At 64.9% G+C, this 26,660-nt stretch carries 23 protein-coding genes; 4 read left to right on the plus strand and 19 right to left on the minus strand.

Going from position 1 to position 26,660, the window contains the following annotated elements:
• Positions 1-207 precede the first annotated feature (207 nt).
• Positions 208-501 carry a hypothetical protein gene (locus tag CKO23_RS14885; RefSeq protein WP_207168562.1) on the plus strand — a complete coding sequence of 98 codons (294 nt, stop codon included), beginning with the start codon at positions 208-210 and terminating at the stop codon, positions 499-501.
• A 461-nt stretch (positions 502-962) separates the two neighbouring features.
• Here CKO23_RS14885 and CKO23_RS14895 read toward each other — a convergent pair whose 3' ends face one another.
• The 5 genes from CKO23_RS14895 to CKO23_RS14915 all read right to left on the minus strand — a co-directional run bounded on the left by CKO23_RS14895 (position 963) and on the right by CKO23_RS14915 (position 5,310).
• Positions 963-1,856: a lysophospholipid acyltransferase family protein gene (locus tag CKO23_RS14895; RefSeq protein ID WP_200332589.1), complete on the minus strand. Its 894-nt coding sequence runs from the start codon at positions 1,854-1,856 to the stop codon at positions 963-965.
• 92 nt (positions 1,857-1,948) lie between these two features.
• Positions 1,949-2,797 carry a MipA/OmpV family protein gene (locus CKO23_RS14900; protein WP_200332591.1) on the minus strand — a complete coding sequence of 283 codons (849 nt, stop codon included), beginning with the start codon at positions 2,795-2,797 and terminating at the stop codon, positions 1,949-1,951.
• Between the two features lie 265 nt (positions 2,798-3,062).
• Positions 3,063-4,406, minus strand: coding sequence for an NAD(P)/FAD-dependent oxidoreductase (locus CKO23_RS14905; RefSeq protein ID WP_200332593.1), 1,344 nt, complete (start codon positions 4,404-4,406; stop codon positions 3,063-3,065).
• 372 nt (positions 4,407-4,778) lie between these two features.
• A complete protein-coding gene (locus tag CKO23_RS14910; protein WP_200332595.1) occupies positions 4,779-5,060 on the minus strand; it encodes a type II toxin-antitoxin system YafQ family toxin in 282 nt (93 codons plus the stop codon).
• Positions 5,047-5,310: a type II toxin-antitoxin system RelB/DinJ family antitoxin gene (locus CKO23_RS14915; protein WP_200332597.1), complete on the minus strand. Its 264-nt coding sequence runs from the start codon at positions 5,308-5,310 to the stop codon at positions 5,047-5,049. Before CKO23_RS14915 ends, CKO23_RS14910 begins: the two co-directional genes overlap by 14 nt.
• A gap of 387 nt (positions 5,311-5,697) precedes the next feature.
• On the opposite strand from CKO23_RS14915, the gene CKO23_RS14920 reads away from it, so the two are divergent.
• Positions 5,698-6,489 (plus strand): class I SAM-dependent methyltransferase, encoded by a 792-nt coding sequence (locus CKO23_RS14920; RefSeq protein WP_200332599.1) that lies wholly within the window; start codon positions 5,698-5,700, stop codon positions 6,487-6,489.
• Here CKO23_RS14920 and CKO23_RS14925 read toward each other — a convergent pair.
• The 8 genes from CKO23_RS14925 to cutA all read right to left on the minus strand — a co-directional run bounded on the left by CKO23_RS14925 (position 6,453) and on the right by cutA (position 13,619).
• The gene (locus CKO23_RS14925; RefSeq protein ID WP_200332601.1) at positions 6,453-7,385 is read right to left on the minus strand and encodes an LpxL/LpxP family acyltransferase; all 933 of its coding nucleotides are present in this window, start codon (positions 7,383-7,385) and stop codon (positions 6,453-6,455) included. The two genes, CKO23_RS14920 and CKO23_RS14925, sit on opposite strands and share 37 nt — an antisense overlap.
• Positions 7,382-7,687 carry a hypothetical protein gene (locus tag CKO23_RS14930; RefSeq protein ID WP_200332603.1) on the minus strand — a complete coding sequence of 102 codons (306 nt, stop codon included), beginning with the start codon at positions 7,685-7,687 and terminating at the stop codon, positions 7,382-7,384. The genes CKO23_RS14925 and CKO23_RS14930 overlap by 4 nt, the downstream gene beginning before the upstream one ends.
• On the minus strand, positions 7,684-9,060 hold the full coding sequence (locus CKO23_RS14935) for an AMP-binding protein (protein WP_200332605.1): 1,377 nt from the start codon (positions 9,058-9,060) through the stop codon (positions 7,684-7,686). Before CKO23_RS14935 ends, CKO23_RS14930 begins: the two co-directional genes overlap by 4 nt.
• Before the next feature lie 19 nt (positions 9,061-9,079).
• On the minus strand, positions 9,080-9,739 hold the full coding sequence (locus CKO23_RS14940) for a hypothetical protein (protein WP_200332607.1): 660 nt from the start codon (positions 9,737-9,739) through the stop codon (positions 9,080-9,082).
• The gene (locus CKO23_RS14945; protein ID WP_242482461.1) at positions 9,739-10,035 is read right to left on the minus strand and encodes a phosphopantetheine-binding protein; all 297 of its coding nucleotides are present in this window, start codon (positions 10,033-10,035) and stop codon (positions 9,739-9,741) included. Before CKO23_RS14945 ends, CKO23_RS14940 begins: the two co-directional genes overlap by 1 nt.
• A gap of 214 nt (positions 10,036-10,249) precedes the next feature.
• Positions 10,250-10,816, minus strand: a complete 567-nt coding sequence (locus CKO23_RS14950; RefSeq protein ID WP_200332609.1) for a TlpA family protein disulfide reductase — start codon at positions 10,814-10,816, stop codon at positions 10,250-10,252.
• 47 nt (positions 10,817-10,863) lie between these two features.
• On the minus strand, positions 10,864-13,251 hold the full coding sequence (locus CKO23_RS14955) for a protein-disulfide reductase DsbD (protein WP_242482462.1): 2,388 nt from the start codon (positions 13,249-13,251) through the stop codon (positions 10,864-10,866).
• A gap of 35 nt (positions 13,252-13,286) precedes the next feature.
• Positions 13,287-13,619 (minus strand): divalent-cation tolerance protein CutA, encoded by a 333-nt coding sequence (cutA, locus tag CKO23_RS14960; RefSeq protein WP_200332613.1) that lies wholly within the window; start codon positions 13,617-13,619, stop codon positions 13,287-13,289.
• Positions 13,620-13,957: 338 nt separating this feature from the next.
• On the opposite strand from cutA, the gene CKO23_RS14965 reads away from it, so the two are divergent.
• Positions 13,958-14,380: an FxsA family protein gene (locus tag CKO23_RS14965; RefSeq protein WP_200332615.1), complete on the plus strand. Its 423-nt coding sequence runs from the start codon at positions 13,958-13,960 to the stop codon at positions 14,378-14,380.
• Positions 14,381-14,425: 45 nt separating this feature from the next.
• Here CKO23_RS14965 and CKO23_RS14970 read toward each other — a convergent pair whose 3' ends face one another.
• The 6 genes from CKO23_RS14970 to CKO23_RS14995 all read right to left on the minus strand — a co-directional run bounded on the left by CKO23_RS14970 (position 14,426) and on the right by CKO23_RS14995 (position 23,681).
• The gene (locus tag CKO23_RS14970; protein WP_200332617.1) at positions 14,426-16,921 is read right to left on the minus strand and encodes a glycogen/starch/alpha-glucan phosphorylase; all 2,496 of its coding nucleotides are present in this window, start codon (positions 16,919-16,921) and stop codon (positions 14,426-14,428) included.
• A gap of 157 nt (positions 16,922-17,078) precedes the next feature.
• Complete coding sequence (locus CKO23_RS14975; RefSeq protein ID WP_200332619.1) at positions 17,079-18,053, minus strand: DUF3298 domain-containing protein; 975 nt, start codon at positions 18,051-18,053, stop codon at positions 17,079-17,081.
• A gap of 101 nt (positions 18,054-18,154) precedes the next feature.
• Positions 18,155-19,861 carry a dihydrolipoyl dehydrogenase gene (gene lpdA / locus CKO23_RS14980; protein ID WP_200332621.1) on the minus strand — a complete coding sequence of 569 codons (1,707 nt, stop codon included), beginning with the start codon at positions 19,859-19,861 and terminating at the stop codon, positions 18,155-18,157.
• Positions 19,862-20,106: 245 nt separating this feature from the next.
• Positions 20,107-20,862: a GGDEF domain-containing protein gene (locus tag CKO23_RS14985; protein WP_200332630.1), complete on the minus strand. Its 756-nt coding sequence runs from the start codon at positions 20,860-20,862 to the stop codon at positions 20,107-20,109.
• A gap of 4 nt (positions 20,863-20,866) precedes the next feature.
• Entirely contained in the window at positions 20,867-22,087 is a 1,221-nt protein-coding gene (locus CKO23_RS14990; protein WP_200332631.1) for an FIST signal transduction protein, read from the minus strand.
• Between the two features lie 550 nt (positions 22,088-22,637).
• The gene (locus CKO23_RS14995; RefSeq protein WP_200332632.1) at positions 22,638-23,681 is read right to left on the minus strand and encodes a WD40/YVTN/BNR-like repeat-containing protein; all 1,044 of its coding nucleotides are present in this window, start codon (positions 23,679-23,681) and stop codon (positions 22,638-22,640) included.
• Between the two features lie 341 nt (positions 23,682-24,022).
• Between CKO23_RS14995 and CKO23_RS15000 the strand changes: the two genes are divergently transcribed.
• Positions 24,023-26,305: an AAA family ATPase gene (locus CKO23_RS15000; protein WP_200332633.1), complete on the plus strand. Its 2,283-nt coding sequence runs from the start codon at positions 24,023-24,025 to the stop codon at positions 26,303-26,305.
• Positions 26,306-26,660 lie beyond the last annotated feature (355 nt).

Genomic DNA, 26,660 nt, shown 5'->3' on the forward strand with positions numbered 1-26,660 from the left:
TTGACATCCGCCAGCATGGCGATGCGCACCTCCCCGCCGCGTTCGATCAAGCCGAAGATCGGTGGCTTGTACTTTGCCAAGGTGCCTCGTCCGGGAGCCCCCTTGTGCCGCCGACGGCGTGGTGAGCGTCCCACGATACGATCCGCACGCCCCTTGTGTCTGGCCAGGATGTACCCTCCGACGGCGCTTGACGATCCCCTTACGCAGTTGCTCCGCCATCCACTGACCATCGCTTTCATTCCGGCCAAGCTCCTCGGCGATCTGAAGGTTCGACTGGTTCAGCCCCTTCAAGTGCAGAGTGGAAAACTACATCGACAGCGGCTGATGGCGTGCCATGAAAATCGTCGCCGTCAGGTCATCGAAGCGTTTCGCGCGGTTTCGGCAGGTGTAGCGGCGACAGGCCATGTGTCGGTGGTTGCGGCCACGCTTGACGACTTCGTGCGTCGCTGGTTGATCTTGAGGCCGGTCGAACGAGCCGCTACGCGGATGCGGATTCACTGATGTGTGCGCTCGGTGCTGATGAAGCATGAGCTGCGTGCTCGTTACGACTCAGCACTTTGAGCGACGCGCTCGCAAGTTTCTCTGTAAGCCCCCGACCTTCGTCCCGCTCTTCGGGACATTCTGACAGATCTCGGTCAAGACCCTTTCCTGCCCGGGCTGAAGCTGCATCCCCTCGCTGGCAAGCTGGAAGGAATGCAGGCGGTCAGCCTGACCTACAGCTATCGATTGACGCTTCTGCTCAAGATCACGGAACAGGAGACCGGGCTTCTCGATATCGGGATCCACGATGAAGTCTACGAATGAGAGTTACTGCCAAGGACATCGAAAGATGGGCTGAGCGTCGCGAAGCGCAAGCCGAGCAGCCACGTCTGGTGCGACGCTTGGCTATGCAGGGTCGATCACGGAAATGGCCTTTCCAGCGGGTGACTCGGTGAGTCGTCCCGGTTGGGATGGGGTCCACTTCAGGGCTCCGGATGATGCACTGCGGAGATTCGGCTCTGCGTGGATGCTTGCGATGAGGCATGCGTCGGTATGGCCTCCTTGAAGTAGCCTTCGAGCGCGAGGCTGAGGGTATGGTTGTCTTCGGGAGGATCGAATCTCTCCCCGAGCCGGACGCGGTAGTTCAACGGTATTGGGGGACAGCGGTAGAGAGGCCAGCCTTTGGCGAGGAAGGCGGAATCCGTCTCGATGATGATCGTCTGCACCTGGACCTTGGCACGACGGGAGATGGTGCCTGTCGTTGTGGGGATCGGGTTGATCGGCGAGTGGGTGGTGCGTGTTCCCTCGGGGAAGAGCAGCAGCTGGCCGCCCTCCCGCAGGTCGCCGCAGGCGGCCTTGATCATGGCGCGCGGGTTGTTGTTGGGGATGTAGCCGGCGAGCCGCGCACCGGCTCCCAGGAATGGGTTGCGCATCAGCTCGGCCTTCATGATGCAGGCGATGTTCGGCAGCCGCGAGATGATCATGACGGAGTCGAGCAGGCTCGGGTGATTGGGGGCGAGGATCATGGGCCCGGCATGGCGCAGCTGGTCCAGCTCGGAGAGATCGAAACGGCAGGCGCCGAGGCTGCTCAGCATCCAAAGTTGCAGGCGGAAGCAGGCGGTAATGGCGCGGCGTCCGATCCGACGCGCCGGTTTCTCCGGCAGCACGGCCTGAAGCAGCAGGGCGAAGGGCAACCAGCCGAGGCAGATCAAGGCGAACGCGAGCAGTCCGGCGTAGAGGCAGACGTAGGCGTAGGCTCTTGGCAGCGGTCGGCTTCGGGTATCCGGTGCGGCCGCGCCGGGAGTCTGTTCGACGCGGGAGGGGCGAAGCGAGGACCTGGGCGCGCGGGGTATTTTCGTTCTGGTCTTGAGTCGCATCCTGGTTCTATATCACGAAAGACCGGCGCGAAAGTGACCGTCCCCCTGCTTCCGCGGCCGATCTATTCTGACTCGGGCAGGTGCTCTGGCCTCTAGTCGAGCACTTGCACGGTCTTGGTGGACTGGCCAAGGATCCAGGCGATTCCGATTCCGGCCGCCCAGGCGTGGTCCTGCCTGACCAGCGGGCTGTCTGCGAAGACGGCGTCTCCCAGCCAGTCGTAGCGTGCGAAGCAGCCGACCCAGAAGCGGTCGAAACGCTTCGAGAGCGCGGCGATGGCCTTGGCGCCACCGTAGCCGCCGTCGGATTGATAGGCCGGCCGATCGGCGGTCGCGAAGGCCGGGTCGACGTCATAGAAGTAGGCGTGCTGGCGCTGGTTGCCGTAGACCGCGCCGACCAGCAGGCCAAGATTCCAGCCGGAGGCACCCAGAGGATCCTCGATGTCGAGGTTGAGGTTGGGTGTGAAGACCAGGCCGGCATCGCGGAAGCCGCCGTCGATGGTGATGGCCTTGCGGACCGGCAGGCGCAGGTCGAGCAGCCGACGGCGATCGGCGGAGCGCCAGAGGTGCAGTTCCAATGCGGGGCCGATCTCGACGGTCGGATCCAGGTTCGGCATGCCGCTACGGGCGTCGTTGCCGTCGCTGTCGACGGGCAGGGAGGCGGAGACGCTGAGATTGAGTTCGGCGATTCTGTTGTCGAACAGGATGCCTCGCACACCGTCGCGGTCCGCCTGGAAGATCTTGCCGCGATAGATGAAGTAGGGCATCGGCAGCAGATAGCTGCTCTGTTGATCCGAGCCGCGATAGTCGGGGAAGGCGAGGGCGGTGGCCCCCAATCCGGCCTCCCATAGCGGCTGCTCGGTCTGCGCGGCCAGCGGGCTGGAAAGAGCCGCGAGCAGAAGCGCAAGGGTGACTGCGCCGGATGTCGATCTGGATGGGATCATGGGGCGGGTGCCGCCAAGGTTGTCGTGCTCATGCCCTCGATGTCGACGGGCAGCTCACGGCGACAGATGTCCGCGTGCGTGAGGCGCCAACGCCGGTGTCGGCGAGGACCTCGGCTTGGTTCCTCGGATCGACGCCATCGTCCATCGCATCGGGGCGGAATCGCGCGGATCCGACCGTCCGATTCGCCCCCGAGATCGCCGCCGCCAGATTCGCGATCGTCTCCCGCTTTCGAGCCGATGCTTCGTCGGGGTGCGGGACGCATACTCAGGCTTCGGCGGTCGCGCCGCTCTCCTCGACGGGCTGGATCTGGTCCCGGCGCTTGCGGGCAGCCGCGAGGGTGCCGCGCCAATTGCGCAGGGCCGAGATGTAGTAGATGAGCTTGAACAGATAGAGCGACGGCCAGATCGGCGTCTTGCCGTAGATGTCGCCGGAGAGCAGGGAGAGCAGCGCCTCCTTGACTCGCAGTACATTGCGCGGCGCCATGAAGAGGTCGCGCATGGTCGGGCTGGTCATGCGATAGATGAACCAGGAGAACTCGCGGGGTCCGTGCCGCATCCGACGGTCGAAACGCTTGAGGGCCTTGCGGCTTTGCGTCGGCACGCGCAGACAGGCGTCGACCGCCTCGGCGCCGAAGAAGGCCCCCTGCATGGCCAGCATGACGCCCGAGGAGAAGACCGGGTCGATGAAGGCATAGGCGTCGCCGAGCAGGATGTACCTGTCCCCGTAGGTATGGTCCGTCGCGTAGGAGAAATTGCCGGTGGCCTCGACGAGGTCGGTCGGCTCAGCGTCCTTCAGGCGCTCGGCCAGCGCGGGACAGAGGGCGATGGTGTCGAGCAGGAACGTGGAGAGCGTCCGGCCCTGGCGCTGTTTGGTGTAATAGGGCCAGGTCACCGCGCCGACGCTGGTCGCGCCGTCCGCGAGCGGGATGAACCAGAACCAGCCGTGCTCGAACCAGTAGATGCTGATATTGCCCTCGGCCTCGCCTGGATTCCGCTTCGCGCCCCTGAAATGGCCGTAGAGGGCCGAGCTGTTGTGATGCGGGTTGCGGGATTTCGCGTGCAGCCGGTTGGCCATGAAGGTGTCGCGCCCGGAGGCGTCGACCAGAAAGCTGGCCCGCCAATGCGATGCCGTGCCGTCTTCATGGGATGCCTCGATGTCCACGGCGTCCGCCGTGAAACTCACCGCGCGAACGCGGCAGCCCTCGACGAGCCTGGCTCCGCTGTCGACGGCATTCCTGGCCAGGATCTGATCGAACTCGGAGCGCCGGACCTGATAGGCGTGCGAGAGGCGCTTGTCCCAGCCATCGGCGAAGGAAAAACGCTGTGGGTGCTCGTGGTTCGGTGAGATGAACTCGGCCGCGTTCTTGCGGATGCCGATCTGGCGGATGGCATCGCCGACACCGAGCCGGTCGAACAGCGGCAGATTGGCGGGCAGCAGGGACTCGCCGATATGGAACCGAGGGTGGCGGCTCTTCTCGATGATGGCGACCGAATGACCCTGGCGCGCGAGCAGGGTCCCGACCGTCGACCCGGCCGGGCCGGCACCGATGACGAGCACGTCGCAGCACTGCCTGGTTTCGCCGGGTGCGGGGGTGTCTTGCAGTTGCATCTGGAGGGCGTCCTTCGATCGCGGGCCTTTCTGTGCCGCACTATACCCCAAGCCCTTTGTCGCGACAGTCACGGCGGTGAGCACGCGCGTCGAGCGAGTGATCAGGCGCCGTTACTGAGACTGGATCTCGCCGACCATGAGATTAGGTGCCATCGCAACGGAACGGCCACGTCGGCCATGACAATGAATACAGTCACCAGCGAACTGGCCGACTCGCTCGCCGAACTCGACAGCATGTGCAACCGAAGTGGACGCTGGGTTTTCGTCGGAGAAGTCTCTTTTCGACGGATCCAATAGCGCTGGAGGCGAGGACGACTCATGCGCCTCCAAAACCTCGCCGGACGAGCACCTGTCGTCAACGGCTCACCCCGTTCACAACCCCAGCTCAGCATGGGAGCCGAGCCGGATCAGCTGCAGAGTCTCCGGGTCCGGCTTTCGGTAGATCAGGATCAAGTCAGGCTTGATATGGCAGTCGCGGTGATCGGTCCAGTCACCCGTCAGTGCATGGTCTCGATACCGTTCCGGCAAGACTGTGTTGTGGGCCAGTGCCGTTAGAACCTGTCGCAAATCGGCTTGCAACGTCGTGCGATATGCCCCTTTCCCCTCGCGTTTGTAGTCGCGCTTGAAACGCGTCGTTAGCTCAATCCTCCGCATCCAGATCCGCCATCAGGTCGTCTAAGGACTCGAAGGATTGCAGTTGACCGCGACGTGCTTCCTTCATAGCCTCGACCGTCTCTGGATTGGGGATCAGCGGATCAAAGGGCAGCGCGTGCTCACGTGCGACCCGTGTCAGCATCAGGCGGACAGCGTCGGAGACCGTCAGCCCCATGGTCGCCAAGACGGCGGCCGCCTCCTCTTTTACGTCACCATCAATGCGAGCCTGTACAAGGGCATTAGCGGCCACCGGATATACCTCTCAATTGCATGACGTTGTCATGCAATTGAGTATGCGGTTTGCTGGCTTGCATCGCAATCGTGCAACCATTGAAGACCCGCAGTCTGCCTCGAGCAGTTCTAAATCTGGCGTCGCTTATCTTTGGCCCACACGCCTCCGCATCGAGCAAAGTGCCGACTGAGGAGGACGCCTGCGGCGCAACAACAGTCATTTCCGAGTGATGATTCTGGACAACTGCGTGCCAGGTCCGACGTTGACCAATCTCATCGGCAGCCATTGGCTGGTCCGCTTGCTAGGACCGTCCAGTCTCTTGCTTGTCACGACCTTGACGCGAACCCACAGGGCGGGATCTCGATACAATGCGCGTTCTTTCGATGATCTTGGGCCCACCCGCCAATGACGACTCAGCCTTCAGGCGCCAAGCGCACGGTCTTGGTCCCGCATCCCCCGCTGACGGCCTACTACGCGAGCGAGTCCGAGCGCTCGGCCTTTGTCCGTGGCCTCTTCGACCAGGCGGCACCGGATTACGACCGCATCGAGGGACTGCTCGCCCTGGGGAGCGGCGGCTGGTATCGCCGCCAGGCGCTCTTGCGGGCCGGACTGCGGCCAGGCATGCGGTTTCTGGATGTCGGCGTGGGTACGGGGATTCTGCTGCGCCAGGCGGTCCGCATTCTCGGCGATGAGGCGCTCGCGACCGGCATCGATCCCAGCCCCGGGATGATGAGGCTTGCGTCCTCATTGCCGACGGTGACGCTGGTGGAAGGCTGCGCGGAGCGGATTCCCTTTCCGGACGAGAGCTTCGACTTCCTGGCCATGGGCTATGCGCTGCGCCATATCGGCGATCTGTCCGCGGCCTTTCACGAATTCCATCGCGTTCTGCGCCCAGGCGGCCGTTTGTGCATTCTGGAGATCACACGCCCCGACAGTGCTTGGGGGCGGTCGCTGATGAAGCTCTACATCCGCGGCATGTTGCCCATGCTCGCGCGCCTCACGGGCGCGCGGCGCGAGAGCCTTCTGCTCTGGCGCTACTACTGGGACACCATTGAGACCTGTGTGCCGCCGGAGCCTCTGCTGGATGCGCTCGCTGCCACGGGCTTCGAGGGAGTGCGCCGCCACGTCGATAACCGGATGCTGAGTTTCCTGTCCGAATATCAGGGCCGTAAGGCTGGCTCCTGCCAGAAGGGGTAGAAGTTGAACCAGTTGTCGGGGGCGTCGCGGCAGCACTGCTCCAGGGCCTGGACGTACCGCTCCATGGCGGCGGAGATGGCGGCCTCGCGCTCGGCGCGGGGCACGCTGCCGAAGTCGGCGATGGGCAGGAAGCGAATGCGGTAGCGATTGCCGCCACGGTAGAGCCCGGCCATGAAGATGATCCGGGTCTTGAGCGCCGCGGCCATGCGGAATGCGCTGACTGGAAAGGAGGCCGGAGATCCCAGGAACGGCAGGCTGCGGCAGGTCTCGGCGCGCAGGCTGCGGTCCGCGAGCACGCCGACCAAGGCGCCCGCTTCGATGCGATCGCGGATGGCGAGGATGGCGTCTGGCCCCCCCAGCGCGATTAGATCGGGTCGCGCCGCCGGATTGATCGCCGCCAGCATGTCATTGAGGCGGCGGGTGTTGTCCTCGTACATGGCGAGCGCGATACGCAGATCCGGCTGGCTGCGGCCCAATGCCCGAGTGACCTCGAAGCTGCCAAGATGCGCGCCGAAGAGCAGCGCCCCTGTCCCCGAGGCGACCTGCGCGGCGATCAGCGGCTCGCCCTCGATCTCGATCTCGAAGTCGTCCAGGCGCGCGTTGAGCAGGTAGATGCGGTCATGGATGGTGGACGCGAAGGTGAAGATGTGGCGGTAGCGCTCCGCCAGGGTTGCCGCGCGGCCCTTGACCCGGCGCAGATAGTCCCCCGAGGCGCGGCCCGCGCTGGGCGAGAAGAGCAGGAAGTAGAGCGCGATGCCGCGCAGCAGGACGCGGCCGGCCCGGCGTCCCATCCGCAGCGAGATCCAGGTCATGAGACGCAGCATGAGCCGGTTGCTGCGCTCCGGATAGCCTGTCCAGAGGGTGGGGGTCGCGGATCGGGCCTCGGGTGCGCTCATGTGCCGCGCAGTCGCAGGGATCCCTCCGCCAAGGCCTCCGCCGCGCGCTCGATGCGGAAGTCGATGTTGCCCTTGGCGGCGCGCTCCCAATGCAGCTGCAGGCTATCCCCGGGAAAGGCGGGCCGCAGGAATTTGACCCGGTTGATCTGCCATGCCAATGCGGGATCCAGATCGAGCGACGCGGCGATGCGGTTCGCGGCCTCCGCGAGCAGGACAACGCCGGGGAGAATGGGTCGCCCCGGAAAGTGTCCGGAGCAGGCTGGGTGATCCGGTGCAATGAGGAAGGATTCGCTGCGTGTCATTCAAACCTCCCATGGCGTTGGTCAGTGTCGCGCGCATGCTGCCGGAACAGCGCCTCGCACTCGGCCTTGAGCAGCTTGCCGACCGGGTTGCGCGGCAGGGCATCGAGCAGGATGAGCGGGCGTGGCAGGAAGACGGGATCGATGCGTTCGCGCAGGGCCGCTAGGAGCTGCTTGGCGCTCTGTCCGGGCGCGACCACGAAAGCAGCGAGCCGAACGACGCTCGGCGCCGGGTCCGACGCTTCGGGCAGGTGGAAACAGCCATCGCGGACACCTGGGATGGACAGCAGCTGCCGATTGAGCCAGCCGAGCGAGGTGCGCTTGCCCGCGATGTTGATGAGATCGGTCTGGCGACCCTTGAGTTCGAAGCGGTGTTCGTCGATCTGCTCGATGATGTCGCCGAGCGGGACGGCGACCTCGACGTGTCCACCCTGCGCCCAGGTCTGACCGTCGCGCGCTTCGAGCCGGACGTCTGGGAAGAGCGTCCAGGCCAGCTCTCGGCTGGTGCGCCGGGTCGCGAGCTGGCCGGTCTCGGTGCTGCCGTAGATCTCGAACAGGGGTGCGCCGGAGGCCGCCTCGGCGCGCAGCGCCAGGGCCTGGCTCAGGGGGGCGGTGGCGCAGAGCAGGGATCCGGCCCGCGTCAGTTCGGCGCCAGCGTCCAGGATCTTCTCCAGGTGGAAGGGTGTGGTGACCAGCATGTTGCGCGCGGGGCAAGCGGCTAGGGTTGTGGCGATGTCGGCCGGGTAGAAGGGGCGCGCGGTCTCGAAGTTGCCGCCGCTCAGCCAGGCGAGCAGAACGGTGGATTCGAAACCGTACATGTGCTGGGGCGGGACGGTGCCGACCAGGGTGACGGGTTGCTCCGGCGCAAAGCCGAGTGCTCGGGCTTCATTGGCGACATTGCGTCTGAGCGGACCCCAATGCTTGCGGTGGGGCTGCGGCGCACCGGTCGACCCGGAAGTGAAGACCCAGGCCGCCAGCTGCTCGGCCGGGATGGTCGGGATCTCGGTGACCTCGACGGCTGGTCGGAACGCTGCCGGCGGCAGTTCTGGAAATGCCAGCACCGGCTGGCGCAGGTCGCGGTGCTCGGTGTCGGCGAGGACCAGGGCATCGTCCGCGAAGTCCCGCAGCTGTTCCAGTGTGCGCGCGATGTGGCTGGGCGGGAGTAGGCTGACCCGCCCGCTGATGAGGCAGGCGGCAAGAGCGACCGCGAAGCGATAGCGATCGGCGCAGGCGTTGATGATGTGATCGGTGTCCGGCAGCGCGGCCGCGAGCGCCAGGGCATCGGCGAGAAATTGGCGGACGCTGATCGGCACGCCGCGCCGGTAGGCCAGTGCGGCATCCAGATCCCGATGGGCGAGCAGCGGCTGGTGAGTCATGAGGCGACGCGGCGTCGGGCTAGCACGCGGGCGGTGCGGATCCGCGGGCGGCGACGATGCTGGCGCGAATCGACTCGATGAATCCCGTGCGGATCTCGGCTGGCAGCACCCGCAGCCGGACGATGAACTCGCCCGCGAAGGTTGCGATGACGAGCGTCGGGGTGAGCAGGTTGGCGAAGAAGGACCAATGCGCAAGATCGCCGAGCCCAAACAGGATGCCGGAGACGGCGGCCATGCCGGCGAAGAACAGCGTCCAGAGGATGGTGACGGAGCGCGTGTAGCGCACCACCTCCGGCGCGAGCCGGCCATCATGCGCCAGGCGGGCGAAACGCGTGATCATGGGCTCGGCGCCTGCCGCGAGTGTCCGACCGAAGCCGATGGCGAGCAGGGTGAAGATGCCGGCGTGCTGGATGAAGTAGATCCAGGCGAAGCGCGCCTCGATCACGGGCCAGGCCAGCAGCAAGAGCACCACCGCGGCTGACCAGGTGGCCATGGCGATGATCCGCCGCGCGGCCTTCCAGGCCAGCGCCAAGGCGAAGAGCGCGACCGGCAAGATGGCGAGGAGCGCGCCCAGGTGCGTGGGTTGGGCGCTCGCGGTGGTCCGGTAGGCGAGCCAGACATAGATGCCGGACAAGGCGGCGATTGCGAGCCAGCGCAGGACGCAAGTGGCCTGGCGCATCACTGTGTGCGGTTCGCTTCGATGTGATCGCAGAGGCTGCGCAGGGAGGAGAAAATGGAGACGTTGTCTTCATTGTCCGCGCGTAGCGAGAAGCCATAGCGTTTGGATACCACCAGCGCGACTTCCAGGATGTCGATCGAATCCAGCCCGAGGCCCTCTCCATAGAGTGGTGCATCGAGGGCAATCTCTTCCGGGGTGATCTCGAGATTCAGCGCGGTGACGATGAGCGCGGCGACGTCGCGTGACAGTGCGGTGGGGTCTTGCTGGAGGAGATCGGGTGCGGCGTTCTGAGTCATCGAGTCGGGGCTCCTGGAGAAGGGCGGCTTGGCGCTATTGCGGCGATTTTAACCTTCGTCGCGCCCCTGTGTGGCGAATCCTGACCAAAATCCTTGGCGCGCCGCCGCAAAGGCGATCCCGCGTTCGGCTCAGCGGTGTCTTGCCGCCAACGCGGGGAGGGCACAAGGATGACGTGATCGGGATCGCCGCGCCCTTACGCCTCGGGAATCGCCGTCAAAGCCTGGTCTTGCCGGAGGTTGCTCGATCGACCTCCGCGCGAAGCGCTTCGGCCTGCAGATCGCCGATCTGGCTGTAGACCCGTCGTCCACGGGCATCGAAGATGACGGTGAAGGGGAGGACCTCAAGGCGGTTGCCGAGCCGTTTGGAGAGCGCGATGACCTCGCTGTCGGCGATGAGGACGGGGTAGTTGATGGGGTGATCCACGACGAAGTCCTTCACATCCTCGACGCTGTCGACGGCGATGCCCACGAACTGCACCCCGGATTCGCGCAGTGCCTCCTGGGCGCGAATCAGCATGGGCATCTCGCTGATACAGGAGGGGCACCAGGTCGCCCAAAAATGCAGGATCAGGGTCTTGCCGGCCCAGGCGTTGCTCGTGACCTCACGTCCATCCAGGTCCAGGAGGCGAAAGTCTGGCAGGGTCTCGAGTCTGTCGGTGTTGCGGTCCGTCAGGTTCTCGATCAGTGGACTCTCGCCGATCCAGCGCTGGCCGAAGATGGCGGCACCGATGCTGATGGTGCCCGCGAGCACGGTGACCAAGACGACTTTGACCGGCCTCATATTGCGAACGCCTTCATGCTGTAGTTCTCTTCATGCTGTGGTTGCCGTCATGGTGTGATTGCTCGGAGATGTGCGACGAATTCATCGGCGGGTTTGAAGCCGACGAGACGGAAGTCTCGAAGCTCGCTGCCGCTCCCATTGAAGAAGAGGATCGTCGGCGGGCCGGGAATCCCGAAGCGCTCCTGCATCAGCGCCTGGTCAGCCTCATCGTTGGCGGTGACATCCGCTTGCAGCAGCACGAAGCGGTCCATCTCGGCGATGACCTGCGGATCACTGAAGGTGTAGCGCTCCATCTCCTTGCAGGACACGCACCAGTCGGCATAGAAGTCCAGCATCACCGCCTTGCCCGCGCCACGCGCTTGCGCGAGCGCCGCCTCCAGGTCGGCGACCGTCTTGATGCCTTGGAAGCTGGCATGGGGCGTGGCGGCGGCTCCAGCACCCAGCCCCAGTCCCCGCAGCGGTTGCAGGGTGTCTTTGCCGCCGGCTGCCGCGCCGACCAGCATCAGCGTACCGTAGATGAGCAGGAAGGTGCCCATGCCTTTCCAGAGTTTGCGCCAACCGCTGACATCGGCGGAGAGCTGGCTCAAGGCACCCATGTAGACCGCCGAGCAGATCAGTAGCAGACCCCAAAGCAGCATGGCGACCGTGGCCGGCAGGATGCGTTCCAGGAGCAGGATGGCGACCCCCAGCAAGGCGACGCCGAAGACAGCCTTGACCGCATCCATCCAGACGCCGGCGCGGGGCAGCAGCTTTCCGGCCGAGGTGCCGATGGCGATCAGCGGCGCGCCCATGCCCATGCTCAGCGCGAAGAGCGCGACGCCGCCGAGCAGGGCATCGCCGGTCTGGCTGATGTAGATGAGGGCGCCGAAGAGGGGCGGGGCGACGCAGGGGCCGACGATCAAGGCGGACAGCAGACCCATGATGGCGACGCCGATGAGGGTGCCGCCCTGTTGGCGGTTGCTGATCTCGGCGAGCTTCGACTGGAGCGCGGAGGGCAGCTGCAGGTCGTAGAAGCCGAACATGGACAGGGCCAGGAGCACGAATACCAGCGCGAAGGTGCTGAGGATCCAGGGGTTCTGGAAGACCGCCTGGAGGTTGGCCCCGAAGAGCCCGGCGAGGATACCCACCACCGTGTAGGTGAGCGCCATGGCCAGGACATACACCAGAGAGAGGATGAAGGCCTTGCGCGTGGTGATGCCGGCGCCCTGGCCGGCGATGATGCCGGAGAGGATGGGGATCATCGGGAAGACGCAGGGTGTGAAGGCGAGCAGCAGACCGAAGCCGAAGAAGGCGGCGACGATCACCCAGAGGCTCTCGTCGGCGAGGACTGCGGCGATGCGATCCTGCTCCGAGACGGGCGTCGACTGAGTTGCCGCTGGCGCGCTCGCGGGCATGCTGGCTGTTTCCGGGGTCGCCTGGCCGGCCGGCGCCGGCTCGGACTTCGCCGTCACCATGGCTGCCGAGGCGGCGGGCAGGCTCAGCGCGAGACGCTGAGTCTGCGGCGGATAGCAGATCCCGATCTCCGCGCATCCCTGATAGGTGGCGACCAGGGTGACCTCGGTCGGCGCGCTGGCGCCGCGGCGCAGGGGCAGCGCCAGGTCGATGCGGTCATGGTAGACCTCGACATCGCCGATCGACCCATCCGGCAGCACCGAGTCGTGTTTGACGTCGCCGGGAGGACGCTCGAAGTCACCGAGCGCGACCGCGTCGCCACCTTCGAGACGGACGTCGACCAGGTGCCGATAGAGGTAGGTCCCCGGGGCGATGTCCCAGGTCAGCTGGAGCCGGTCCGGCGCCGCGACCTCCGCCTGGAAACGAAAGGCGTCCGCGACGTCCAGGATCTCGTCCTCGGCGCCGATGCCGAGCGATTGGCCGAGGCTGGGGGCGGCACTCGCCGGCTCCGACGGGGATGAGGCCGCCGCGGATTCAGGTTCGGATGCCGTTGGAGCGGCGGTCTCGGCAGCGGCCAGTTCGGGGAGTTCGAGTAGCAGCGTCTGGCGATGCGGCGGATAGCAGAGTCCGGCATCGGCGCAGCCTTGGGAGGTGGCCTCGAGCGTGATGATGCGCTCCGAGCCCGGATCCCGCTTCAGGGGCAGGTCAACCTCGACGCTGTCGCGATAGATGCCGACCTCGCCGAAGAATTCGTCGTTCTTGATCTCGGGCGAGGGCAGCTCGGGGTCGCCTGGAGAGACACCGAGCGTCTCGGAGCGGAAGCGCAGCTTGCTTTGGTAGAGGTAGTAGCCGTCGGCGATCTTCCAGCGGATCTGGACCCGGTCCGGCCCGGCGGCCTGCCCGGAGATCTGGAAGGCCGCGTCCGGGAGCAGGAAGTCCTCCTCGGCCTGCGCACTGGAGAAGAGCGCCACACAGAGGGCGATCAGTAGCAGTCGCGGCAACCCCCAGCCGCCCAGACCAGTGACCTCGGGTCTCTTTCGCATGCCAAGCAGCCTCTTCGTCGCAAGTCGCCTATCGGTCATTGGTCTCGCTCTCTCGTGCAGTTGTCTAGCCAGCTCAAGTAGGCCGTGGAGCCTTCGGTGATGGGGAGTGCGATGATCTCCGGCACCTCGTACGGGTGCAGTTGGCCCAGGCGCTCGATCAGGGCCGCTGTCCGCGCGGTCGTGGACTTGATCAGCAACAAGACCTCGGCGTCCTCCTGCAGCGCGCCCTCCCAGCGATAGACCGAGGTGATCCCCGGGACCAGGTTCACGCACGCGGCCAGCCGCTCCTCGACCAGTGTCTTCGCCAGGCTGAGCCCCGTGTCCCGGTCCGGGCAGGTGCAGAGCATCAGACGGGGATCGTCGTTCATCCGGCGTGGCTCCTTCGATGGGGCATGGCAATGATTCCTCGGCCTTGCTGGGGCGCGGGTTGGATTCGGCCCTTGGACTGGCGAGGGCGAAGGGTTAATGTGAGGGTCTCAGGATGGCTCCATGGGTTCGGCCTGACGTCGCTTCGCTCTGACTCGGAAACCCTCGATTGATTCCGCGGCTTGGCCGCCTGCGGTTTCAGTCGGGTGGATCCTACCCGGAAGGCGGCGGCGACGTCACCCGTCTGCTTCGTGCCAGGCTGTGCGCGCCGAGGGAGTGTATCCGTTCAATGTTGATCCCTGATCTGGCCCATGGCCCGGATCCCGAGGAGATGGCTAACGTGTTTGTATTGCTTTTGCTCTTCATTGGTCTGCCCCTGATCGAGATCTACTTTTTGATCGAGGTCGGCTCCGAGATCGGCGCCCTGCCGACCATCGCGCTCTCCATCCTGACCGCCGTTATCGGAACCTGGCTGGTGCGGTTGCAGGGTTTCGGTGTGCTGATGCGTGTGCGGCGCATGATGGATCAGGGCGAGGTTCCCGCGCTGGAGGTGCTCGACGGCGCGCTCATCCTGGTCGCCGGTCTCTTCCTGCTCCTGCCCGGGTTCCTGACCGACATCGTCGGTTTTCTGCTGCTGGTCCCGCCCCTGCGCCGCTGGGTGGTCGGCCGCTATGTCCAGGTCGCTCCGGCTCACCGCACCCCGACCCGCGGTGAAGGCCAGGGTCCGCGTGTCATCGAGGGTGACTATCGCCGCGACGATTGAGCCAGGATTCGACCCCTGCTGCCCCGCGAGCGCCGCGCGCGTCTTTTAGAGGTCGACTGGCGTTGGTTCGATCCGCCAGATGTTCTGGGCATACTGCCGGATGGCGCGGTCCGAGGAGAAATACCCCATCCGCGCGACATTGAGGATGGACATCCGGGTCCAGTGTTTCTGGTCGCGGTAGGCCTCGCTCACGCGCGCCTGGCATTCGAGGTAGGCGCGATAGTCGGCCAGCACCATGAAGGGGTCGTGGTTGATGAGATTGTCCGTTAGCGGCCGGAAGAGTGTGGTGTCGCCGTGCGAGAAGAGCCCGGAGTTGATGAGGTCGATGTCCGACTTCAGCTCTTGGTCGCCGTGATAATAGTCCCAGGGCCGATAGCCCTCATGCTCCTTGTAGGCGACTTCCTCGGTGGTCATGCCGAAGAGGAAGAAATTCTCCTTGCCGACGGCGTCGCGGATCTCGACATTGGCTCCATCCAGGGTGCCGATGGTCAGGGCGCCGTTCATCGAGAACTTCATGTTCCCGGTGCCCGAGGCCTCCTTGCCGGCGAGTGAGATCTGTTCCGAGAGGTCGGCGGCCGGATAGAGGCGCTGGCCGTTCTTCACGTTGAAGTCGGGCATGAAGACCACCCGCATGAAGCCGTTGACCTCTGGGTCGGCGTTCACGACCTCGGCGACCGAGTTGATCAGCTTGATCATCAGCTTGGCCAGGAAGTAGCCGGGTGCGGCCTTGCCGCCGAAGATGAAGGCCCGTGGCACGGGGTCTTGCCGGCCCCCCTGCTTGAGTCGCTGATAGCAGCGCACGATGTGTAGCAGATTGAGGTGTTGGCGTTTGTACTCGTGGAAGCGTTTCGCCTGTACGTCGAACATCGCATCCGGATCGAGCAGGATGCCGGTCGTGTGCTTCAGCCAGGCCGCGAGGTCGCGCTTGGCCGCGGTCTTGACCTCGCGCCAGCGCCGTTGCAGCGCCTCGTCGTCGGCGTAAGGCTCGAGCCGGGTGAGGCAGGCCAGGTCGCGGACCCACTCGTCTCCGCCGCAGGCATCGCTGATCAGGTTGGTCAGCCGCGGATTGCTGACGACCATGAATCGGCGCGGTGTGACGCCATTGGTGACATTCTGAAAGCGCGCCGGCCAGAGCTCGTAGAAGTCCTTGAACAGGGTGGCCTTCACCAACTCCGAGTGCAGGGCGGCGACCCCGTTGACGGCCTGGCTGCCGACCACCGCGAGGTGGGCCATGCGGACCCGGCGCTCGCCCTCCTCCGCGATCAGGGACATGCGCCTGACGCGGGCCTCGTCGCCGAGGAAGTGCATGCGGACCTCGTCGAGAAACCGGCAGTTGATCTCGTAGATGATCTCAAGATGACGCGGCAGCAGCCGCTCGAAGAGCGCCACCGACCAGGTCTCCAGTGCCTCGGGCAAGAGTGTGTGATTGGTGTAGCAGAAGGTGTTGCGCGTGATCTCCCAGGACTGATCCCAGGTCATGCTGTGGTCGTCCATCAGCAGCCGCAGGAGCTCGGCGACGGCCAGCGCGGGGTGGGTGTCGTTGAGCTGCGCGACGAACTTCTCGGCGAAGGTCTCGAGCGGGCCGACCGTGTTGAGGTGGAGCCGGATCATGTCCTGGATCGAGCAGGACACGAAGAAAAACTGCTGCTTCAGCCGCAGCTCCTTGCCGGCCTCGGGCTCGTCGTTGGGGTAGAGGACCTTGGAGATGGTCTCCGCCTCGATCTTGGCGTGCACGGCGCCGTAGTAGTCACCGACGTTGAAGGCCTGGAAATCGAACGACTCGGAGGCTTCCGCCTTCCAGAGTCGCAGCAGATTGACGTTGCCGACCCCGTAACCCAGGATGGGCGTGTCGTAGGCGACCCCATCGATCTCCAAACTCGGCACCCAGCGCAGCCGTGTCTCGCCGTTCTGATCGCGATACTGTTCGGTGTGTCCGCCGTAGGGTACCGGGAAGCGGATCTTGGGGCGTGGAATCTCCCAGGGGTTCCCGTTGCGCAGCCAGGTGTCGCTCTTCTCGACCTGCCAGCCGTCTTCGATCGTCTGATCGAAGATGCCGAACTCATAGCGGATGCCGTAGCCGATGGCCGGTATCTGGCAGGTCGACAGCGAGTCCATGAAGCAGGCCGCCAGTCGCCCGAGACCGCCGTTGCCCAGGCCCGGCTCCTCCTCCTCTTCCAGGATGGCGTTGAAGTCCAGGTCCAGTTCCTCGCCCGCTTCCCGTGCCTTTTCGATGATGTCGAGGTTCACCAGGTTGTTGGCCAGGTGCGGCCCCAGCAGGAACTCGGCCGAGAGATAGCAAAGGGTGCGCGCGTGTTGGGTCTTGAAGGCCTGCGCGGACTTGACCCAGCGCTTGAGCAGCCGGTCGCGCGTGGTGTAGGCGGCGGCCATGTAGAGGTCATGAGGTGTGGCCACCTCGCGAAAGCGGCCTTGGATGTAGAAGAGGTTGTCGAGGAAGTCCTGTTTCAGGGCCTCCTTGGACATGCCGGTGCGGGTGCGCTCGCGCTCCGCGGGCAGAGGGCCGGACGTCTTCGTTTTGGTCATGATCTCAACCTTGGTGAGCGGGTGGGCAAGGCGCCGGCCCGGATGTTGCCGATCTTGTGCTCGGTCTTGGCTCCAAACTCGGCCCGAACGTCTAACTGGAACTTGGCCCCGGTTGCCAGTGCTGGCCGACGCGATCGAACGCCCTGGCCGCGGCCGTTCAGCGTGGGAAGAATGCCGGATTCAGGAGCCCTTTCAGACGGGCGTAAGGAACGACGACCGACTGGGGGCCTGCCGCGTAGGGCGCGACCGCGTAGGGCGGAAACGTCAGGGTCAGACCCTCGGCTCCCGGGTAGAGGAGGCGGTAGTTCTCGGCCTGCGGCGCGGTGCCGGTCTTGAGCCAGTCGTCATCGGCGGCGATGAACTCGTCTTCGCTGAGCGCTCGATAGGCGTCGTCCGAGAGCACGCTCAGCCAGTCGCTGGCGGGTGCGAAGAGTTCCTGGGGCGCGATGCGTCGCCCATCGGGCAGGGTGAGGATCAAGGGTTCCATGATGGGCATGCCGTGCGCGCCGCCACGGTAGTCATCGCCGCTGAATGCGATTGCGACATAGCGGCTGGCACGGTATGGCTTCTGGTAGTCGAGCGTGAGCGACCAAGGCGGCAGCTCGCCGAGTTCGGCGAGCCCTGGGGCCTCGTCGGTGTGCTCCTGAAGAAAGGGCGCGATCAGCGATTGGACGAAGGCGCGGATCTGCGCGTTGATGGGGGTGAGCGCCGGGTCCTTGAAGACCGGGTAACGGGCCGAGATCCGGTAGCCCGGACCCGCGTCGCTGATGTGTCCTTCGGAGACCCTGTCCATCGCGTCCGGTGTTGCGCTGGCGGGCCTCTCGCTCAATGCCGCGAGACGCGCCCCATAGAGCTCGCTGAGGCAGCCGGTATCGCCGCAGGCGTCGCGTCGTTGCAGCCAGGCGCGCTGCGCCTCCAGCAACGCCTCCCGCTCGCTCGCCTCCGTCAGCGCGGAGCGCGCGGCCTCGAAGGCCTTCGCCATGCGCGCGTCCAGCCGGCTCAGCGCGGCATCACCGCAGATCGTCTGCTCGATCCAGGTTCGCGCCTTGCCGCAATCGAAGCTCGCGGCCTGGGGCGTCGTGCTCCATGCCAGCAGGCTGGCGGCGATCAGCGTCAGATGATGAGGCTTCATTCCTGGTCTCCCGATCGACGCCCACTGTGTTGCGCCGCGCCAGCGCGCTGCCTGGTCCGCCGAGGTGCCGGGCAGCTCGGCGGACAGCCCTCGTTTCGGTCTCAGCGCTTCTTGGGCGGCATGATATCCGTGATGGAGCCGTGCGCCATCTCGGCCGCCAGGCCGATGGTCTCGTTCAGGGTCGGGTGTGGATGGATGGTCAAGCCGATGTCCTCCATGTCCGCGCCCATCTCCAGCGCCAGCACGGCCTCGCCGATCAGCTCGCCCGCGTTGGGTCCGACGATGCCGGCCCCAAGGATGCGTTTGGTCTCCGGGTCGAACAGCAGCTTGGTCATGCCTTCGTCGCGGTGGATGCCGAGCGCGCGGCCGCTTGCCGCCCAGGGGAAGACACCCTTCTCGTAGGCGATGCCGTCCTCCTTGGCCTTGGTCTCGGTCAGGCCCATCCAGGCGACCTCGGGGTCGGTGTAGGCAACCGAGGGGATGGTCAGGGGATCGAAGAGCGCGGGCAGTCCGGCGATGACCTCGGCCGCGACCTTGGCCTCGTGGGTGGCCTTGTGCGCCAACATGGGGCCGCCGACCACGTCGCCGATGGCAAAGACGTGCGGGACGTTGGTGCGCATGTGGCCGTCGACCTTGATGAACCCATGCTGGTCGACCTTGACGCCCGCGGCTTCCGCGTCGATGTGCTTGCCGTTGGGCAGCCGCCCGACGGCGACCAGCACCTTGTCGTAGGTCTCCTCGCCGGGATGCTTGCCCTCGAAGCTGACCTTGATGCCCTCCTGGCCGGCGCTCATGCCCGCGACCTTGGTTTCGAGCATGATCTTGTCGTAGCGCTTCTTGATGATCTTTTCGAGACTGCGCACCAGGTCGAGATCGGCGCCGGGCATAAGCTGATTCTTGAGTTCGACCACGTCGATCCGGGTGCCCAAGGCGCTGTAGACCGAGGCCATCTCCAGGCCGATGATGCCGCCCCCGACGATCAACATGCGGCCCGGCACGTCAGCGATCTCGAGCGCGTCGGTCGAGTCCATCACGCGCGGGTCTTCGTGCGGGAAGCCGGGGATCTTCATGGGCGAGGAGCCGCAGGCGATGATGCAGTCGTCGAACTGAATGCGCACGCGCCCGTCCCGGGTCTCGACGCCGATCCGATTGGGCGCCTCGAAGCGCCCGGTGCCCTGAATCACCTCGACTTTGCGCTGCTTCGCCAGGGCGGTCAGACCGCCGGTCAGCTTGGCGACGACCTTGTTCTTGCCGGCGCGCATCTTGTCCAGATCGATCTTCGGCGGCTCGAAGGTCACGCCCATGCTGCCGAGCGTCTTCGCCTCCTCGATGATGGCGGCGGTGTGCAGCAGCGCCTTGGAGGGGATGCAGCCGACGTTGAGGCAGACGCCGCCGAGGGTGTCGTAGCGCTCGATGAGCACGACTTTTTTGCCCAGATCGGCCGCGCGGAAGGCGGCCGTGTAGCCGCCGGGGCCGGCGCCGAGCACGACGACTTCCGTGACCATGTCGGTGGCGACCGCATCCGCTGCGCTCTGTTGCCGGGGCTGCTGCTCCGCGCCGTCGGCCTCTGACGCTTCAAGGGTCAGAATGGGGTCGCCCTGTGAGACGCGGTCGCCGACCTTCACGTTCAGGCTCGCGATGGTCCCGGCCTGTGGCGCTGGGATCTCCATGGTTGCCTTGTCGCTCTCAAGTGAGATGAGCGAGGCCTCTTGCGTGACGCGGTCGCCGGGGGATACGAGGATCTCGACGACTTCCACGTCCTTGAAATCGCCGATATCCGGCACCTTGACCTCGATGATGTTGCTCATGATGTGCTGCTACTCTTCCGCCGCGTTGGGCGCTCGGTCGTTTGCGATTGATGACTGTCGTGAAGCTCGCGCTCTGTCGGCATCGACATGCCTTGTGCCGCCGATCTGGAGGTGGGGAGCGGGCGATTGCGCGAGGGCGGCGCCCCCCATGGTTCGAGGTGGCGTCTCGCCATGTCTGTTGGCGCAATGCTAAACGATCGGGGGCTGATAGGCGAAGCAACTCTCGGCTTGCCGCGCCGGGGGGCTCAGGCCGCGTGATAGACGAGGCGATCTCCACCCTGGTCTCTCGCCTGGCGGAGCGCCTGGTCCGCGCGCTCGATGACCTCGAAGACCGAGTTGTCCTGATGGCCGATGGCAGAGACGCCGGCGCTGGCGGTGATTTGGACCTTGGTGTCCAGGGTCACGCGGAACCGGAAACGGCCGATCTGTTCCAGCAGGCTCTTGAGCGCGCTCAGGGCGGCGGCCTCTTCGCGGTCGGGGAGGCCGAGGATGAAGACCTTGCCGGCAAATCGGCCGATGATGTCCTCTTCGATCAAGCGCTCCGAGCGGCGCAGCAAGGTGCCGAAGCGGCGTAGTAGCTCGTCGCCCGCGCCGTATCCGTAGGTGTCGTTGATGTGCGAGAGCGCGTCGATGTCGAGGAGGACGCAGAAACAGCCGCGCGCCGGGTCCGTGCTGGTCGCGCGGCGTTGGCAGTTGGTGAAGAACGGCTGAAATCGCTCCATGGCGCCACGTCGGTTCAGCACCTGCGTCAGGTCGTCGGTGATGCTGGCGCGCTCGATCTCCCCATGCAGCTTGAGCAGGGCCGCATGCTGGGTCTCGGCCATCCAGATCTTTTCCTTCAGGTGCGAGACCAGACGGGAGTAGCCTTCGGCCTCGCGCAGACGTTCGTCGCCGGTCGCCTTCGCCAGCCCGCGGTAGTAGCTGGATTCGCGCTGCTGCGCCTCCAGCCGCTGCTCCAGCTCGTGGATGCGGTCGGTGAGCCGATCATGCTCCGCATTCATGGGGCTAGACCGTGAAGACCATGAGGACGCCGGTCCAATCCAGGCTGCGGCTGCCGCTCTCGAAGGGGGCGATCTCGACGCCGGAGAAAAAACCGAACAGGGGCACATCGGCCTGGTTGAAAATGTCCTGCACCTCGGCGGACTCCTCCTGGAGTGATTCGGAGAACTGCGCGTTCCTGCCCGCGCAATCGATGTAGAGGCCGAGCAAGGGCTCGCGGCCCGCGGCGCGGACCCGTCGGAGCAGGTGCTCGGCGTTCATCCGCGCGGACTCGAGAATCTTGTGTGAGTCGCGCAGCATGAATTGGATCTCCGTGCCGACCTCAAGGTCCGACTCGAAGGTCAGGATCCCCGAGCGGTCGGGGAGGACGCCGAGGATGAGGCGGTTAACATAGTCTTCCTCGCGAAACGCCCGCGCATAGCGCTCGCCGTGATTGACGCCGATGGTCAGGCGCTTGAGCGGGACCTGGGTCTGCCAGGAGCGATCGCCGTACATTTCATCGATGACCTCCACGATGGGCCGGCCGTCCAGCTCGTGGATGACGGGGCCTTCGCGGCGGGTGATGGTGTAATAGAGACCGTCCTTGAGCGTGCAGCCGTGCATGATGCACCAGTCCACCGCGAAGTCGCCCGTGAGCGAGAGAGTGACCGCCGACTGCGTGGCGACGCGGTCGCCGATGAACTGGATCGTCGGTGAAAGCTTCTCGTCACCCATGACCCCTGCGCCCACGACAGGGTAGGGGCGGGCGAACTGCGCCTGGAGACCCGCGAGCAGCGACCGCGACGAGTTCATGACGGGCGGGCTCGTGGCTGTCGGGCCGACACGGATCGAATCATAGAAGAGCAGGGTTGCCGTGGCGGGCGCCAACGGCAGTTGTCGGCCGAGGATGCAACCGACCTGGTGCTCCCCCTGATCCAACCCGCCGACGGAGGCCAAGCGGATCTCCATCTCAGGTGCCTCGATTAGGAGCAGCCCGCTGATACTGCCCTGGTAGCAGATGGTCGTGTTGGTGATGATGCCCAGCCCCGAGCCGCCGACCACCGGCGTCTGCGCGCCGATCTCCGCCCGGATGCCCTCAAGCAGTGCCGCCGCGTCGACGGCCAGCGAGCAGAAGGCAAGCGCGAGGCTGGGGGCTTGAATGCAGCCCTGCTCCATGGCCGACCGGGCGATCTCCCGACCGGCGGTCCATCCGTCCGTGGCTTGACTGCTTCCTGTACCCACCTTCATGTCCGATTGTCCTCTGATCGAAGCCCCGCGGGGCGCTCTGGCTCGCTGCCGACCGAGACTTCCTGAGAATCCCCGAGCTGGTCAGGCCCAAGCGGACAGGATCGACGCGCGGCTGCGATTGCGGCTTAGTCTATCAAGCTTCGGGGGGCGGTCTCTGAGGCAGGTTTCGCATTCGAGCTGTTGCCGGCGCTCGACCCCGGCGAAGGCCAGCGGCCGCGGGCAGCAAGGATGGATCCTTGCGCGCCGAGTCTGCGCGGTCTGCCGGGCCAGGCGGCAGGAGCCACCCATGGACGACAGCGCCGCGCGGCTGGATGCTCAAGCATGCGCTCGGACTTGGTCGATGCCGATCACATCCCTCCTGGCATGCCGTCAATTCGTGGCCGAGCCCTTCCGCATCGCTGTTCTCTCTCGTGAATAGCGGCTTTCATGACACTGACAACTGACAACTGACAACTGACAACTGACAACTGACAACTGACAACTGACAACTGACAACTGACAACTGACAACTGACAAGGAGGCAGACCCCGCCTGCCGGCAAGCTCCCCTGCTATTCCCCGCCGACCGCCGAGAACCGCGCGCCAGGCAGGGCGCCGAAGCCCTGAGTCAGTCTGATCCGTGCCGCCCGAAAGAAGACGCTGGCGCCCACGGGTATGCTGACCGGGTTGGCCGTCGCCAGGGTATGGGTTGCGATGCAGACCGTTTGCCCACTGGGGAAGATCGTCCCGCTCGAAACCTGTACATCCGAGCCAGAGCAATCGGCGCTGGGATCCCCGCTCACGCCCATTGCGCGCAATCCGTCACCGAAGTTGGTGACCCATACCTGCGCGGGGTCGAAAGGGTTGATGAAGACGCGCAGTGGGTGACGAAACGGGTACTCGGGGTCTTGCGTCAGGACCGGTGCTGAGTGGCTGAAGTTCTCGCTCTTCCAGAGCCCTTGGGTCTCTGTCGTCATCCAGGCGATGTCGGGGTTGCTCGGGTCGATGGTCACGGACTCGACCCTGGGCAGGTCGCTGATCCGGGTCCAGCTCAGACCGCGATCCGTGGTGCGGTAGAGTCCGCCGACATGCTCATGTCCCCCGCCCCAATGGCGGAAGACGCTCACGAGCCAGGTGTGCTGACTGCTGTCATGGGGGTCGACCACGAGATCCTTGGTCCACCATTGCATGTCACTGTGGCTGCGATCGACCCAGGTCGCGCCGCCATCGCTGCTGACGAAGACGCCTGAGCGGGCGGTGAAGTCCCAATTGCTGTCCATGTGCCCCGAATAGGTGGCCACGAGGGTACCGTCCGCGAGTGCGTGGATCGTGAACGCATGCCCCTGGGTGCGGGGTGGGGCGCTCAATGCCTGCCAGGTGGCGGCCGTGCCGTTCTGCAGATCATGCGTGACATAGATCCCGCCGGCCTGACTGTGCACGACGCTGGCATAGAGGCGGTTGCGATCCTGCGGGTCGAAGGCGAGCCAAACGACGGGATGCCCGAAGTCGTGCAGGACCGTCCAGCTGGCCCCCTGATCAGTGGAGACCATCAGGTGACCCCGAGCGCCGTCGATGCGGTCGTCGGCGAGGTAGGTGCTTTGATAGAGGTCATGCACCGAGGGTGTCGCGGCATAGAGGGTGCCAGTGCCCGGTTGTGCAATGATCTGGTAGGTGCTGTTGTCCGTCAGTCCGAGACTGCCGCCGGCCTGCCAGCTGAGTCCGCCGTCCCGGCTGCGCTGACCCTGGATGTTCGTGAAAGCGGCGTTGCGCGTGTTGGCGTCCGACCAATGCAGCCACCAGTCGGATGTTTTTGGACGCCGATGCCGTTGTAGGTCAACGCCCCGCGGTGTCGGGCGCCCCTTGGCGTTCAGACGGACGACAGTGTCCTGTCGTAGCAGATCGGATAGCCTTTGGTCTCGGTATGAACCCGGCGCGGACGTGAGCGAGGTATTGCACGATGCTTGAGCGATTCTATGGATTCAGCGGTGAACCTTTCCGGTTGACGCCGGACTACTCTGCCTGCTTCGCCCACAAGAACTTCTCCAGAGCGCGGGACTACATCATCTATTCGCTCATGCGCCGTGAAGGCTTCGCCTTGATTACTGGTGAGCCGGGAACGGGCAAGACGGCCCTGCTCAATGATGTTCGCACGCATCTAGTAGATGCCGATGTCGATGTTGGAGTGCTCGTCCATCCACAATTGGATGGCTTAGACTTGCTCATCATGATCGCTAGCGCCTTCGGGCTAGCTTCGAAGGCATCCAGCAAGTCGATGGCCTTGCAGGAGCTGACCCAGTACTGGAACGAGCGTCTGGATATGGCCCATCACGCCGTGTTGTTCGTCGACGAAGCGCAAAATCTATCCCCAGACGCACTTGAAGACTTAAGGCTATTGACGAATCTGGAGCGGGGAGGCAAGCAACTGCTTCAAGTCCTGCTAGTCGGGCAGGAATCCCTGCGTGACATGATTCGGTCGCCGCAGATGCGCCAGGTCCATCAAAGGATCGTGGCGTCCTGGCGGTTACGACCCCTTGCGCCGCAGGAGACGATTGGGTATGTCCGTCATCGATTGGAGACCGTTGGGTGGAATGGCGATCCAGCTCTTGCCCCCGGCGTCTGTCGCGAAATCCATGAGTATAGCCAAGGAATTCCGCGCCTGATCAATCTGATCTGTAGCCGTCTCTTGTTGCACGGCTGCATCGGCGAGCGGCATCGGCTGGAGGCGGCGGACGCCGAGCTGATCGCGCGAGAGCTGCTTGAGGAGGGCTTGGGACCGCCGGTAATGGCGATTCACAGCAGTGATGATGGCGAGCCAGACTCGATGTTGGTTGATCTGATGCCGGAAGAGGATAGCTGGCATCGCCGGGAAGAGGAGAGAGTTCTAGCTGGACAGGGAGCCGCGACGGAGGTGGATGAGGTCGTAAGATGGGATTTGCTCGATCAGGGACTGTATGTTGCCTCAGGAAAAGCTCAGAAAGACCTGAGCGAAGCGGGAAGACGGCGCCGAGGAGCACAGGCAACGCCGCAATCGTCCATGGCACAAACTGCGATGGCCTTGAATTCCACGGCCCCCGAGCAATCCCTGATTAAAGGGGCTGCCAACGAGCTGCCAGCAGAGCATGGCGGCACAGGCGAGCATGATCTTTTCGAAGTTAGCGCGCCAGAGCCTCCTGCTAAAACCGAATCTGCGCCGTTTTCGGATGAGCTGGCCAATCGCAATCCCCGGAAATTGCTCGGCGAGGGATTGTGGAAATTCGTCGCAGCGGGCTTCGTAGCAGGACTCGCAATCTTGGAGCTCACTATAGCGCTCCACGCACTCCCCGACAGCTTGTCGGCGTCGCCGCCAGAACCGGTCGACCAGCGCTCTGCGGACATGCCTAGGAGCGCTGAGGAGATGCCGCAGGCCAGTCGACCGAGTGGGAGTCATGCGCCCGAGGAGCAAGGCGGCCAATCCACACGCGTGGCAAAGCCAGACGACCTGGCCGTCATGGGGGTCGACGATGCGATAGCGCCAGCGGGTATCGCGCCGATCACGGCTGCGGCGGTATCGTCCGCCACTACGGCTGGTCAGTCGGAGCCACTAATTCCAGAAGCGCCGCGTCCGCTCTCGCCTGGCATCGAGGCTCTTACCCCGGGCTCCCCGGATATACCCAAGAGCACCGAGGAGACGTCGCAGGCCAGTATGCGATCGAGTGGGAGTCATGCGCCCGAGGAGCAAGGCGGCCAATCCACACGCGTGGCAAAGCCAGACGACCTACCCGTCATGGGGGTCGAGGGTGCGATAGCGCCAGCGGGTTTCGCGCCGATCAAGGCCGCGGTGGCATCGTTCGCCACCCCAACTGGTCAGCCGGAGTCAATGCTTTCAGAAGCGCCAAGTCCACTTTCGCCCGTTCTCGAGGCGCGTGTGCTGTTCGGATTCGACAGCGTGCACATTGGCCGGCGATTCATGCCGGAGCTTGAAAAGATCGTGACGGTGCTACGAGCGTCTGAGGATCACTCGGCCGAGATTATTGGCTTTGCAGACCACTACGGTGATCCCGCCTACAACCTCGACCTATCCCGGAGACGGGCGGAGTCCGTCGCCGATTATCTGGTGGGGCAGCATGTGTCCAAGGATCGTTTACTTGTCGAAGGTCGCGGTCCGCAGAATCTGGCACTTCGTCACGACGGCCCAGTGCCACTGGCGTCCCAACAACGGGCGGTGCACATTCGTGTTCTCAGGTCGGCTCCGCACGATTAAGCCGGCGTCTGGACCTTACCCAGAGCGGGATGCGATACCTTGTAGTGTTGGTCAGAAGCGTCTGCCAAGTGTGCACTCGGCAGCCCCCTCCCCAAGTCAGAGATCGACTTGGAACGCCTGCGTGCGCAAGCGCCCACGCGCAAGATCATCATGTTCTGGGATGGCGCGCGCCGGCGCAAACTGGCAGGTCTTGGTGTGGCAATGGATCGGGTTCCTGCCGCGCCGCGCACCGCGAAGTATCGGCGTAGTGAACCCGTTGGCACTCCCGACGAGGTATTTCCCTTAGACTCGCCCGAGCCGCATCTGCTGGGCCGCCGTCAAGCCAGGCGTCCGCGAGACGGCGGCACGAGAACCT

The organism is Thiocystis violacea (assembly GCF_016583565.1).
Taxonomy (GTDB): Bacteria; Pseudomonadota; Gammaproteobacteria; order Chromatiales; family Chromatiaceae; genus Thiorhodococcus; species Thiorhodococcus violaceus_A.